Annotated in this window: 12 protein-coding genes; 1 reads left to right on the plus strand and 11 read right to left on the minus strand. The window is 56.9% G+C overall.

Translation table 11 applies throughout. The annotated features are described in order from the left end of the window. From IDH41_RS21110 to zwf, 5 genes are all read right to left on the minus strand, one after another. Positions 1 to 104: NAD(P)-binding domain-containing protein (locus tag IDH41_RS21110; RefSeq protein WP_190864562.1), on the minus strand; the 104-nt coding region annotated here is incomplete at its 3' end. Positions 105 to 120: 16 nt separating this feature from the next. Continuing rightward, positions 121 to 1,470, minus strand: a complete 1,350-nt coding sequence (locus IDH41_RS21115) for a glucose-6-phosphate isomerase (protein ID WP_190864564.1) — start codon at positions 1,468 to 1,470, stop codon at positions 121 to 123. A gap of 46 nt (positions 1,471 to 1,516) precedes the next feature. Then, the gene (gene fsa / locus IDH41_RS21120) at positions 1,517 to 2,182 is read right to left on the minus strand and encodes a fructose-6-phosphate aldolase (RefSeq protein WP_190864566.1); all 666 of its coding nucleotides are present in this window, start codon (positions 2,180 to 2,182) and stop codon (positions 1,517 to 1,519) included. A 50-nt stretch (positions 2,183 to 2,232) separates the two neighbouring features. Beyond that, entirely contained in the window at positions 2,233 to 4,227 is a 1,995-nt protein-coding gene (tkt, locus tag IDH41_RS21125; protein WP_190864568.1) for a transketolase, read from the minus strand. Continuing rightward, positions 4,205 to 5,737, minus strand: coding sequence for a glucose-6-phosphate dehydrogenase (gene zwf, locus IDH41_RS21130; RefSeq protein ID WP_190864569.1), 1,533 nt, complete (start codon positions 5,735 to 5,737; stop codon positions 4,205 to 4,207). The genes tkt and zwf overlap by 23 nt, the downstream gene beginning before the upstream one ends. 109 nt (positions 5,738 to 5,846) lie before the next feature. Here zwf and IDH41_RS21135 point away from each other — a divergent pair, with 109 nt between their 5' ends. Beyond that, positions 5,847 to 6,725, plus strand: a complete 879-nt coding sequence (locus tag IDH41_RS21135) for a LysR family transcriptional regulator (RefSeq protein ID WP_190864792.1) — start codon at positions 5,847 to 5,849, stop codon at positions 6,723 to 6,725. Positions 6,726 to 6,814: 89 nt separating this feature from the next. Here IDH41_RS21135 and IDH41_RS21140 read toward each other — a convergent pair whose 3' ends face one another. From IDH41_RS21140 to IDH41_RS21165, 6 genes are all read right to left on the minus strand, one after another. After that, positions 6,815 to 7,768 carry a D-2-hydroxyacid dehydrogenase family protein gene (locus tag IDH41_RS21140; RefSeq protein ID WP_190864571.1) on the minus strand — a complete coding sequence of 318 codons (954 nt, stop codon included), beginning with the start codon at positions 7,766 to 7,768 and terminating at the stop codon, positions 6,815 to 6,817. Positions 7,769 to 8,933: 1,165 nt separating this feature from the next. Further along, positions 8,934 to 9,815: a cell wall hydrolase gene (locus tag IDH41_RS21145; protein WP_190864572.1), complete on the minus strand. Its 882-nt coding sequence runs from the start codon at positions 9,813 to 9,815 to the stop codon at positions 8,934 to 8,936. A 130-nt stretch (positions 9,816 to 9,945) separates the two neighbouring features. Continuing rightward, entirely contained in the window at positions 9,946 to 10,839 is an 894-nt protein-coding gene (locus tag IDH41_RS21150) for a dihydrodipicolinate synthase family protein (RefSeq protein ID WP_190864574.1), read from the minus strand. After that, entirely contained in the window at positions 10,836 to 11,771 is a 936-nt protein-coding gene (gene rbsK / locus IDH41_RS21155; protein ID WP_190864576.1) for a ribokinase, read from the minus strand. Before rbsK ends, IDH41_RS21150 begins: the two co-directional genes overlap by 4 nt. Positions 11,772 to 11,793: 22 nt before the next feature. Further along, a complete protein-coding gene (locus IDH41_RS21160; protein ID WP_190864578.1) occupies positions 11,794 to 12,759 on the minus strand; it encodes a phosphoglycerate dehydrogenase in 966 nt (321 codons plus the stop codon). Further along, positions 12,759 to 13,592, minus strand: coding sequence for a carbohydrate ABC transporter permease (locus IDH41_RS21165; protein ID WP_223829927.1), 834 nt, complete (start codon positions 13,590 to 13,592; stop codon positions 12,759 to 12,761). The genes IDH41_RS21160 and IDH41_RS21165 overlap by 1 nt, the downstream gene beginning before the upstream one ends. Positions 13,593 to 13,599: the final 7 nt, after the last annotated feature.

Below are 13,599 nucleotides of genomic sequence, written 5' to 3' on the forward strand. Positions count from 1 at the left end.
GAACGGTTGTATACCGATACCGTGAAGCCTCTGCTTTCAATATTAAGGGCCAAATTTTTGCCCATGACGGCTAGTCCGATAACGCCGATTTGTTGTTTTTTCATGGTTTCTCTCTCCCTCTTATTCCTGTCCGGTTCCGGATAGCCGCTTCTCAAGCTCGGCTTTCTGCGCTTCGAAGCCGGGTTTGCCGAGCAGCGCGAACATATTGACCTTGTATGCTTCAACGCCAGGCTGGTCGAACGGGTTCACCCCGAGCAGCAAGCCGCTGACGCCGCATGCCTTCTCGAAGAAGTACACCATTTCGCCGTACGTGTATTCGTTCAATTCGTCCAGCTCGACGATCAGGTTCGGCACGCCGCCGTCGACATGCGCAAGACGCGTTCCTTCCGCCGCCTTCCGGTTCACTTCGTCCATCGTCATGCCCGCGAGGAAGTTAAGGCCGTCCAGATTGCCCGCATCCTTCTCGATCGAGAGCTCAACGCGCGGCTTCGCCACCGAGAGCACCGTCTCGATCAGATCGCGGCGGCCTTCCTGGACATATTGCCCCATCGAGTGAAGGTCCGTCGTGAAATCGACGGATGCGGGGTACAGTCCCTTCTGGTCCTTGCCTTCGCTTTCGCCGAACAGCTGCTTCCACCATTCGGAGACATAATGCAGAGCAGGTTCGAAGTTCGCGAGCAGCTCGATCGTTTTTCCTTTGCGGTATAGCGCATTACGAACGGCCGCGTATTGATAGCTTTCGTTCGTCGCGAGATCGGGATTGTTGTATTTCCGGGCGGCGGCCGCCGCTCCCTCCATCATACGGTCGATGTTCAGTCCGGCGACGGCAATCGGCAGCAGTCCTACCGCCGTCAGGACGGAATAGCGGCCGCCCACGTCGTCGGGAATGACGAACGTTTCGTACCCTTCCTCGTCGGCCAGCTTTTTCAAAGCGCCTTTGGAGGCGTCTGTCGTCGCGAAAATCCGTTTTTTCGCTTCTTCTTTTCCGTATTTCTTCTCCATGTAATCGCGCAAAATCCGGAAGGCGATCGCCGGCTCGGTCGTCGTTCCCGACTTGGAAATAACGTTCAACGAAACGTCCTTCCCTTCGAGCAGCTCAAGCAAATGCGTAATGTACGTCGAGCTAATGTTCTGACCGGCAAAATAAACCTGCGTATTTCCGCTCATCTGATTGTAGAACGTATGGGACAGCGCTTCGATCGCCGACCTTGCGCCCAGATACGAACCGCCGATGCCGATGACGACGAGCGCGTCGGAATTGCCGCGAATGCGCTCCGCCGCCTGCTTGATCCGGGCGAACTCTTCCTTATCGTACGCAAGCGGAAGATCGACCCAGCCCAAGTAGTCGGAACCCGGGCCTTGCTTCTCGTGGAGCATCCGGTGTGCCGTGTTCACGAACTCGCCGAAATAATCCACTTCATGCTGCTGGATGAAAGATAATGCGTTCGAATAATCGAATGTGATGGCCATCTGTTCCATCTCCCCTATGCCTTCTACTTGCCGAAGGCTTTTTTATTTATAGAACCGTTTTTTTCCAGTCTGCGGCGAACTTCTCCATGCCTTGATCCGTCAGCGGATGCTTGGAAATTTGCTCAATGACCGCGAACGGCACCGTTGCGATATGCGCGCCGGCCATCGCGACGCGGGTGACGTGATCCGGATGTCTGACGGAAGCGGCGATGATTTGCGAGTCCAGGTTATGGATGCGGAACAATTCGGCGACCTTGGTCACGAGCTGCACGCCGTCTTCCGAGATGTCGTCGAGGCGTCCAAGGAACGGGGAGACGTACGTAGCGCCCGCGCGCGCGGCAAGAAGCGCTTGGTTCACCGTGAAAATGAGCGTCACGTTCGTTTTTACGCCCTTTTCGGTCAAGTAACGGCAAGCCTCGAGCCCGGCTAGCGTCATCGGAAGCTTGATCGTGATGTTTTTGTCGTTATTGTTGATTTTGATCAATTCGTTCGCTTGCGCAATCATTTCATCGGCCGTAAGCGCGTCCGGCGTTACTTCCGCGGACACCGATTCGACGCCCGGCACGATTTTCAAAATTTCTTCGATCCGGTCTTCGAATTTCACGCCTTCCTTCGCCACCAGGGATGGGTTCGTCGTCACGCCGGACAGGACGCCGATTTTATATGCTTTTTTGATGTCTTCCACGTTTGCGGTATCGATAAAAAATTTCATTGTACACTACCTCCGATTATTGGGTTTATTTTTTGAAAAAATCGAGCTTTTTATTTCAAAAGGCCTTTTGCAAGGTCAACCACGTTGCTTACGGAGAAACCGAAATATTCCATCACCTGATTGCCCGGGCCGGATGCGCCGAACGTGTCGATCGACAAGACTTTGCCGCCAGGTCCGGCATAGCGGTCCCAGCCGAGCGAAATGCCGGCTTCGATGGCGACGCGCTTCGTTACGGCTTCGGGAAGCACAGTTTGTTTGTAGGCTTCCGGCTGGCGGTCGTACAGCTCCCGGCTCGGCATCGCCACGACGCGTACGGAGATATTCTCCTTCTCGAGCTCCGCTTTGGCGTTAACCGCAAGCGATACCTCGGATCCGGTGCCGATCAGGATGACGTCAGGTGAATCGTTCGTTTCCGCAAGGACGTAACCGCCCTTTGCTACGCCTTCTACATTCGCTTTGGTCGCTTCGTAGATCGGGAGGTTCTGCCGGCTAAGCACCAGAGCGACCGGTCCGTCGTTTTGCTGCAGCGCGTAAGCCCATGCGCTTGCCGTTTCGTTGGCGTCGGTCGGCCGGATGACGGTGAGGCCCGGAATGGTGCGCAGCGCGGCCAAATGCTCGACCGGCTCATGCGTAGGTCCGTCTTCCCCGACCGCGATCGAGTCATGGGTGAACACATAAGTGACGGGCAGCTTCTGCAGCGCGGCGAGCCGTATGGACGGGCGCAGGTAATCGCTGAAGACGAAGAACGTGCTGACGAACGGCTTGACGCCTCCGTGCAGCGCCATGCCGTTGCCGGCGGCGCCCATCGCATGCTCGCGTACGCCGAAGTAAATATTTCTTCCCGAATAGGACTCGACGGCGAATTTTTGTTCCCCTTTAATATCCGTCATCGTCGAATGCGACAGATCGGCGCTGCCCCCGAAGATCGAAGGAACGGTTTTGACGAAATGGTTGATCGCTTCGCCGCTGGCGACGCGGGTCGAGACGGTTTTGGAAGCGTCGAACGTCAGGATGTCCGCCGCATCGATCGATACTTTGCCGTCGATGACCTGCGCGAGCACTTTGCCCTGCTCCGGATATTGCGCCGTATACGAGGCGATCAGGTTGTTCCATTCCGCTTCCTTGTCCGCGCCATCGCGCTTCAGCTGCTCGAAATGCGCCCTGACATCCGCCGGAACGGCGAACTCTTCCTCGTACTGCCAGCCGTATACTTCCTTCGTCGCTTTCGCTTCTTCCTTGCCGAGCGGATTGCCGTGCACTTTGTTCGTGCCCGCCGCTTTGCTGCCGTAACCGATGATCGTCCGGATCTCGATGAGCGTAGGCTGCGAAACGTTTTGTTTGGCTGCCGCGATCGCATCGGCGATTCGAGAAATATCATTGCCGTCTTCTACCCGTAAATATTCCCAATTGGCCGATTCCGTTCTCTTCCGGATGTTTTCGCCGAAGGAAAGGTTAAGATCCCCGTCCAGGGAAATGTCGTTGGAATCGTACAATACGATTAATTTGCCCAGCTTCATATGCCCCGCCATCGACATCGCCTCGTAGGAAATGCCTTCCATCAGGCAGCCGTCCCCGACGAGCGCGTACGTATAATGATCGACGACCGGGAAGCCGTCCTGGTTGAACTTCGCGGCCAGATGGGCTTCGGCCATCGCCATGCCGACGGCATTGGCGATGCCTTGGCCGAGCGGCCCGGTCGTCGCGTCGACGCCGTCCGTATGGCCGAATTCCGGATGTCCGGGCGTTTTGCTGTTCAGCTTGCGGAATTGCTTCAGATCGTCTATCGACACCTGGTAGCCGAACAAATGCAGAAGGCTGTACAGCAGAGCCGAACCGTGGCCAGCCGACAGAACGAAGCGGTCGCGGTTGAACCACTTGGCGTGGCCCGGATTGTGGTTCAAAAATCGGGACCAAAGCGTGTACGCCATCGGCGCGGCTCCCATCGGGAGTCCCGGATGACCCGAATTGGCGCTGTTGATCGCATCGATGGACAAGGTCCGGATCGTGTCGATCGCGAGTTGATCAATGGTTTGCGTTGTAGGCATATTGTTTCCCTTCCTCTGCTTCAATTTCGTTTTGCTGCTCGGGTTCGGAATCGAACCACCAGCGGAAGCCGTCCTGCGCGAGCAGCGCGTCGGACTCGGCCGGGCCGTATGTGCCCGCCTCATAATAGCGAAGCGGAACGAGGTTTTCTTCGAAAGCGTCCAGGATCGGCTGCGCCCACGCCCAGGCCAATTCGACTTCGTCCCAGTGCGCGAAGAACGTCGGGTCGCCGCGCAGCGCGTCGTGAATCAAATTTTCGTAAGCCTCGGGAAGCTCCACCTTGTTCGGATGCAGGTCGATTTGAACGGGCTTGAACTCCCCTTTGTTCCGGGAATCCTTGGCGTTAAGCTGAAGCGTGATGCTCTCGCTCGGGCTCATCTCGATGACGAGAAGATTCGGCTCGGTCCGCTCGTCGGTCGAAGGCTGGGCCTGCAAGGCCGGTTCCTTGAATTCGATGACGATCCGCGTCGCCTTCTCTTTCATCCGTTTGCCCGTGCGGATGTAGAAAGGAACGCCCCGCCAGAAATAATCGTCGACATGCAATTTGGCGGCTATGAACGTATCGTTCATGGAGGAAGGCGCGATGCCCGGCTCGGACGTATATCCGGCCGCCGGCTTGCCTTGAATGATGCCCGCCGTGTACTGCGCGCGGATGACGCTTGCGGCGACATCCTGCTTCTGCAGCGGCTCGAGCGCCTCCATTACCATTTTTTTCTTAAAGCGAACCTTGTCCGAGCCGCTCTTGTGGGGCAGCTGAACCGCCGTCATCATAAGCAGTTGAAGCATATGGTTCTGGAACATGTCCCTGACGGCGCCTACATGGTCGTAATAGCCCGCGCGTTCCTCCACGCCGACGGTTTCGCCCGCCGTTATTTGCACGTTGGCGATATGGCGGTTGTTCCACAGCGCCTGGATGACCGGATTGGTCTGCTGCAACGATTCGAGCCGCTGCACCATCGGCTTGCCGAGATAATGGTCTATTCTGAAAATTTCGTCTTCGGTGAAGGCCTCGCTCAGCTTCCGGTTAAGCTGACGGGCGGACTGCAAATCGTGTCCGAACGGCTTCTCGATCACGAGGCGCTTCCAGCCTTGCGCGGAACCGAGCCCGCTGTCCTGGATATTCTCGGCGATCGTTTCGAAAAACTCGGGTCCTACGGACAGATAGAACATGCGATTCGGCGGGAGCTTCAGCTCCTCTTCCCGCTGTTCGATGAGCAGCAGCAGCTTCCGGTAATCTTCCTTGCGGCCGATATCGAGGACGCTGTACCGGAACGCCTGCAAAAATTCGTCGACGAGCGCGGGGTCCTTCGCTTGGCGTCTGGAAAAATCCCGAATCGACTTCCCGACGTTGTCCCGGAACGTCGCGTCGGAAAGCTCTTTTCGTCCGAGGCCAATCAAGTTAAAAGCTTGCGGCAGCTTTTTGTCGATGAACAAATTGAACAGGGCCGGGTATATTTTTCTTTTGGCTAAATCCCCTGTCGCGCCAAACAAAACAAACGTAATTGGCTCCATCTTCCTTCTCCTTCCAAAAGCTCTGGTTTCTCTTTCGTAATTCCACTATAATACGGATAGCAGCCATACAAGTAATTAATATATTTCACAGGAGCTATAGATGACGTCTATGACCAACAATTACGAGCTGTACAAAGTCTTTTATTGGGCCGCCAAAACGGGCAGCTTGACCCAAGCCGCCAAAACGTTGTATCTCACGCAGCCGAGCGTCAGCCACGCCGTCAAGCAGCTGGAGGACAGCTTCGGCATCACGCTCTTCTACCGGACGTCGAAGGGCGTCGCCCTGACGCAGGAGGGCGCCATTCTGTATTCTTATATTGAGCAATCCCATATTTTAATTTCGTTGGCCGAAGAGAAGATGGCCGCGCTCAAAAATTTGGACAGCGGCGAGCTGCGGATCGGCGGCAGCGATTCGTTGTTCAAGCATTATTTGCTGCCGTACCTGGAAGAATTTCACCAGCGGTTCCCGGGCATCCGGCTCCACCTCAACCACGGGACGACGCCGGAGATCATGGCTATTCTGAAGGAAGGCAAAATCGATCTCGGCGTCGTCCGCATGCCGATCGTCGATCCCCAGCTGGAGGTGCGCGAGAGCATTCAGCTGAAGGATTGCTTCGTGGCGGGCGAGCGCTACGCCGAGCTTAAGGACGAAGCGCTGTCGCTCGACCGGCTGCTCGAGCATCCCGTCATTCTTTTCTCGCGCAACAGCCGGGCCAGGATGGCCATTACGGAGTTGTTCCAAAGCTACGGCTACAAACTAAAGCCCGAGATCGAGGTCGGAAGCGTCGATCTGCTGATCGAGTTCGCGCGCCGGGGACTCGGCATCTCCTATGTAACCAGGGAGTTCGTTACGAAGGAGCTCGAAGAAGGCTCGCTCTTCGAAATTCATTTGGACGTGGAGCTGCCGCCTTCCCACGTCGGCATCATGACGATGCGGAACATGCCGCTATCGAGCTCGGCGACCAAATTTATCGAGCTGGTGCGCTAGCTAGGATTGCCGGACGCCAAATAACCTCGCGGCATTGAAGTGCATGATCGCTTCAATGCCGCGAGGCGGACGATTCGTTCGGCTATCCGTCAGCCGAGCACGTTCACGGGCGAGCCGTTCAAATAGGCTTCGATATCCTCGACTACCCCGCGGAAAAAACCGCGGTACGCCGCTTCCGTCACGTATCCGATATGAGGCGTCGCCAGCACGTTCGGGAGCCGGCGGAGCGGATCGTCCTCGGGAAGCGGCTCCCGCTCGAACACGTCCAGCCCGGCGCCGGCGATCGCTCCGCGGCGAAGGGCGTCGATCAGCGCGTCGCGATCGACGATCGGCGCCCGCGACGTGTTGATCAAATAAGCGGTGGGACGCATGAGTCCGAGCTCCCTTGCGCCGATCAGCCCTCTGGTTCGATCGCCGAGCACGAGATGAATCGAGACGAAGTCGCTGGCCGCGAGCAGCTCGTCCTTGGACGAAGCAAGCGCAACGCCTGCGGCCGCGGCTCTCTCCGCGGTCAAGTTCGGACTCCAGGCCGAGACCTCCATGCCGAACGCCTGTCCGATTCTGGCGACGTTGCTTCCGATATGGCCAAGACCGAGCAGGCCGAGCCGTTTGCCGCAGAGGTCGACGCCGACCGTGCTCTGCCACGGCCCGTTCTCTCGCAGCGCGCCGTTCTCCTGCGTCAGCTTCCTCGCCAGACCGAGGATGAGCAGCCAGGTCAGCTCGGTCGTCCCTTCGCCTCCCCCGCGCGTTCCGCACACCGTGACGCCTCGCTCCGCCGCGGCGGCCAGATCGACGGAGGCGTTGCGCATGCCCGTCGTCACGAGCAGCTTCAGGCGCGGCAGCCGCTCGAAGAGCGAAGCGCGGAACGGAGTCCGCTCCCTCATAATGACCACGATTTCGCAGTCGCCGATCGCGGCGGCCAGCTCTTCCTCGCATTCGAAATGTTCGTTGTACACCTGAATATCGATCCGCTCCGAGAGCGTCGACCAATCCGTCATGGACATGGCGACTCGTTGATAATCGTCCAGCACCGCGCATTTCATGCGGCATTCCCCTTTCCCGCTAACGCATAAATTGACAGTCCCATAATCGCATACCGGCCGTCGTTTGCCAAGCGTCCTGCGGCGCATGACGTCTGGGACGGCTGAAGCCAGCGGCATGCCAAGCAGCCGCCGGCCGGTATTGCGCCATATGGGTATGGGTGAATATCCATACGGGATAAACACCCAAGCAAGGATGAATACCTATGCATAATTTACAATGTACCCAAGAAACAAGGAGGTGCAAGGATCAATGTCCGGACTTGTAGGCGGTGCTCACACGAGCATCGGCGTCATTCTTGTATTGTTCATCCTGTTGGTCATCATCGCTTGTAGCTGCGGCTTCTTCTGCGGCGGTTACGGCCCTTACGGAGTTGGAGGCTTAGGCACAGGTAAAGGCTACTGATCGCCCTCCGGCAGCGTATAAACAAACAATGGAGCTGTCTCCTAGGTCGCGAAGCGGCCTGGGAGACAGCTCTGATTTTTGGTTTCGCGCCAGTTCGCTAGTTCGTCCCCGTTCGCCCGCTCGCCCCCGTTCCCTTCACTCCTTCGCGCCTGCCGCTCGCATACGCGTTTTCGATAACTTTCGACGACGACAGGCCTCTTGAAGGCGATTGTAATATCAATATTTGAAACTAAACCGATTCCAATCCCATCCTACCCCGATTTAGTTTCAATATTTGAAATTAAACAGCGCGAATTAAGCTACTCACATCGAAATTATATGGTATAGTTTCAAAATTTGAAACTAACTCCCCGGTTCATTCTGCTCCTTCGTTTCTAATTTCAATTTTTGAAATTACCCCCAGGGCGCAGCCACCATTAAACGATCGATATTGAGTTTCCGATAAGAGCGAATACATATTCATTAGAGTGGTGTTGCGTGGCAGGCTGGGCGAATGAACACGATAAGTGCGAAAATCGCGCTAATTGCGGCAAAGTAACTACAGTCAACAGCCAATAAGAGCGAAAAAGCACTTATTTTGGCGTTTGTGCGGTGTGGCAGGCCGTGCAAGACGTAGCAAGCTCTGTTCGGATACGACGAAAATAAGCTCATCAGGCGGCCGCGTGACAGATCAGGTCTATAAAATTCACCGGATCGCGCCAAGGAATAAAGCAAGAAATGACGGCGCTCCTTGGCGCCGCCATTTCTTTCCCTACAAGCACGCTATTTAGCAAAAACATGATTGCCGATAACGACGGTCACGTCTTTGGTGCGTACCCACTTGTTATCCGTTTTGTCGGGGTTGTAAAAGACGATCGCTCCCTTGCTCGGGTCTTCCCCGTCCAATGCGGCCTGCACCGCTTGCTTCGTTTCTCGGCTGGGCGTCACCTCGTAGATCCGCTTGTCGAGTACCGGCGAGTATTGATAATAGGATACGCCGTTAAACTTCGTCACTTGGAAAATCGTATCCTTAATCGTCTTCGGCCACTCCGGGCTCTTGACGCGGTTAAGGATCGATGCGGCGACGGCCGTCTTCCCTTTATAGCTTTCGCCGCCCGCTTCCGCTTCGGTAATCCGGTACAGCCATTTCAAGTCCTCCTGCGACACCGCTCCCAAGCTTACGGCGGTTTCGGCGGCGCTCTGCGTATGTAGCTTGTTCACGCCTGATGTGCTGATCGAGGTCGTTTTGGAACCCGCGTCGTATCGGACGGCAAGCCCCAGCTTTCTCGCCGTATACGCGAGCGGAACATAGACGCTGCCGCCTGCGTTCATTGTCTTGGTCATTAAGTAATCGCGCTGCCACTGCCCCGATTGCCCCGCTGCGTAATCAGCGAAGCGCTTGCCGGACGGGAAGCCGATGGTTACGCCGTTTTTGCTAACGACCGCCGAGCGGTACTTCGCGCTCCAGCCGACGCTGGCCTTCACGCTGCGAAAAAACGCGACTGGCACCAGCTGCCGGTCGTTCTGCATCGACACCGCCGTCTTTAACGGCTTGCCGTCCACGTAAATCGTCGTTTGGGAAGCGCCCGCGGCATGCAGCCCGGACGGCAGCAGCAGCATGCCCGCCAGGCAGGCCGCCAATAATTTTCCGGATAATTTCACCATCTAATCTATCGCCTCCTACCTGTCCTACTCTACTATAAGCCAAATCGTAGATTCCATGGTAATAAGAGGAAATCGACGCCGCCCTCAGCCGAGGCCGATAGATTAGGGGAGAAACGATCCGGTCATCCCGCTAGCTCCATGCCGGAAGCTCGCTTAATTTTCGCTCCAGCTCGCGTACTTCCGCCTTGTCCAAATCCAGCTGCGGCGCGCGCATGAACCCGGCGTCGATGCCTCTCAGCTTCAGCGCCTCCTTGAAATAGGACATATTGCTGCCGCTCTTTAGCACCTCGCAGTATCGGATCGCTATCCGTTGCAGCTCCCTTGCTCTTTCCAAGTCCTTGTTCATATAAGCGTTATATACGGCGACGAAAGGCTCGGGATAGACGCAGGACACGCCGGAGATAACGCCATCGCAGCCCATGGCGAGCGCCGGAAGGAACAAGCGGTCCGCTCCCTGCATGACGGAAAAATTTCCGCCGTTAATACTCAAGTACTCATTCGTCCTAAGGAAATCCGGATAGCTGTATTTGATGCCGACCACGTTGCTGCAAGCCGCTTGCACCCGCTCCGCCACTTCGGTCTTGAGATCGTTTGCGGCGCATTGCGGAATGTTGTACAAGTAAATCGGGAAATCGTCCGGAAGCGTGGAGGCGACGGTTACGTAATAACGCTCCAGCTCCAGGTCGCTCGCCCCGAGGAAGAACGGAGTGACGACGCCGATCCCGTCTGCGCCTGCGGCATGGGCGTGCAGCGCAAGCTCGACCGTGTCGGCCAATGTCGCCGCGCCGGCATGAATGAACACCGTTACCCGGCCCGCCGCCGTCCGTATGACCGTTTCGGCGACCTGCTTGCGCTCCGCTACCGACAACCGGATCATTTCGCCCGTCGTACCGAGCGGGAACAGGCCATGTACGCCATTGCCGATCAAAAACTCCGTTAATTGCTCCACCTTCTTCAAATCGACTTGCCCATCCAATGTAAACGGCGTGACCATGGCGGTCGTAACCCCAAATAATCGTTTCATGCCCGTTTCCCTGCCTTTCTTCTATTTAATTGCGAGTCTACTTCGTCCCTCGACGGCAGCGAGCTTTGCGCGCCGCGCCTCGTCACCGTAATCGACGAGGCTGCGATCGCCTGCCTGATTGCCTTGCGAACATCCCTTTCTACCGCATAGCCGGCCGCAAAACCGCCGATAAAGCTGTCGCCCGCCGCCGTCGTATCCAGCGCGTCCACTCGGATGGCGCCGAAATATTCGGAAACCGCCCCGTCCGTGTAAAAGCAGCCCTTATCCCCGAGCGTCACGACGATCGCTTTCGCTCCTTTTTCAAGCAGTTCCGCAGCGGCCGACGAAAGCCCGGCCTCGTCAAGCTCCGATTTGCCCGTCATGGCCAGCAGCTCATGCTCGTTCGGAATGAGATAATCGACGCAGCCAAGCAACTCCGCATCCAGCCGTCGGGCCGGAGCCGGATTCAGTATCGTCGTCTTGCCAAGTTGCTTCGCCAGCCTGAGCGCATAAAGCGCCGTCTCCAGCGGAATTTCCAGCTGCAGGACGACGAGGCTGCATTGTTCGAACAGCTGCCTCTGCCCCTCGATATCGGCTGCGGACAGCTCGCCGTTGGCGCCGGGCGCGACGATGATCTGATTGCTCCCCGCTTCGTCCACCGCGATGAACGCAAGCCCAGTAGCGCTCTCCGTTGCCAGGACGGCCTCGGTATTCACGCCGGACTGGCGAAGGGAGGCAAGCAAGCTGTCGCCGTTCGCGTCCGAGCCGATTCTGCCGATCATCGATACGGGCACCTCAAGCTTCCCAATCGCAGCCGCTTGATTGCCCCCTTTCCCGCCAGGCGCCTCATAGACACCGAAGCCTTGAATCGTCTCTCCCTCCTTCGGCAGCCTGTCGACATGCGCGACGATATCCATATTCAGACTGCCTACGACAACAACCTTTTCTTCCACCGGAACGCTCCCCTTCATCCGGTCATGCCCGCAGCAGATTCGCGGGGTCCTTCCCGGCGAATACATCCAGCAAGGCCCGTGCCGTCACAAGACCTACCCGGCGGTACGTTTCGGCCGTTTCGGCAGCCGTATGCGGCGTTGCCAGCAAATTGTCGAGCCGGAACAATGGGTTGTCCGCGGATACGGGTTCGACCTCGAATACGTCGATCGCCGCACCTGCGATCATTCGCTCATGCAGTGCCTTATAGAGAGCCTCTTCGTCGACGAGGGCCCCCCTCGCCGTATTAATGAAGTAAGCGGAAGACTTCATCATCGCGAACTGGGCATGGCTCATCATATGGCGCGTTTCCTTCAGGCTCGGAAGATGCATGCTCACGATGTCGCTCTCGAGCAGCACTTGGTCCGAGGACGCCAGTTCGACGCCGAGCTCGCTTGCCTTGGCTTCATTCGGGTATTTGTCGAAGGCGATCAGCCGGACCTCGAACCCTTGCAGCTTGCGGGCAACCATCTGCGCGATATGTCCGAAGCCGAGCAGCCCGACCGTCTTGCCCGCCAGCTCTTCGCCCACGCGCCGGTCCCAATGCCCGCGCTTTGCGGACTGCTGCAACGCCGGAATGTTTCGAAGCAGCGACAAAATCAACCCGACGGCGAGCTCGGCTACCGCGTTCGCGTTCCCTCCCGGAACATTGGAAACTTTGATCCCGCGCTCGGAAGCTTTCGCCAAATCGATGTTATCCACCCCTACGCCGAATCGCGCAATCGCTTTCAAATTCGGCGCAAGCCGAAAAACCTCTTCATCCCACGTGTCCACGCCTGCAATGACGCCGTGGATGTCGGTTACGAGCGGGATCAGTTCCTCGCGGGCATGAGGCCGGCCGAGCCGGTTCTCGACGATTTCGCAACCGGCTTCCTCGAGCAGCCGCTTCGCTTCCGGGCAGAGCGCCGAATAGTTCGTTGCCGTCACCAAAACCTTTTTCGTTTTTTCCATTATTTTACGCCTCCGACGGTCATCCCGCTGACCATAAATTTTGACGTGAACAGATACATGACGATGACCGGAATCGATGCGATGATCGATCCGCCCATGAGCGGTCCCCAGGCGAATACGTCGCCCACGATCATCTCGGACAAGCCGAGCGTGATCGTCTTGTCCGCGCTTTTGGTCACGACGACAAGCGCATACAAATATTCGCTCCAGCAAAGCGTAAAGGAGAAGATGAACGTTGCCGCGAGTCCGGGAGCCGCCAGCGGAAAAATGATGCTGCGCAGCGTCCGCGCCCTGCTGCAGCCGTCGATCATCGCGGCTTCTTCGATCTCGACCGGAATCGATTTAAAGTACGAAATCAGCATCCAGGTCGCATACGGAATCGTAATCGTCGGATAGATCAGCATAAGCCCGTAGACCGAGTTGCTCGCGCCGATGGCGGAAACCAGCATGTACAATGGGATGAACAATACCGCTCTCGGCATCAGATAAGCGTACAGAATGCCGCGCGAAATCAAGTTCCTGCCCTTGAAATGAAGCTTCGATATCGCATACGCCGCGAACATGCTGATGGAAATCGAGAACAGCGAAACGCTAAGCGAAACAAGCAGGCTGTTCTTGACGTTGCCGAGAAACCCTTTCTCCGAAATGAGCTTGTCGTACGCCTCCCATCCGAACGCCTTGGGCCAGAAGGTCGGCGTCAGGTTGTATATCTCGCCTTGCGATTTGAACGACGTATTGAGCATCCAGTACAGCGGGAACAAGGCGAATACCAACATGACCGCCAGCGTTCCGTAGACGAGTATTTGTTTGCCTATCGATTTATTTTCCATCATGCATCAC

The sequence above is a fragment of the Paenibacillus arenilitoris genome (assembly GCF_014705655.1).
GTDB classification, from domain to species: Bacteria; Bacillota; Bacilli; order Paenibacillales; family Paenibacillaceae; genus Pristimantibacillus; species Pristimantibacillus arenilitoris.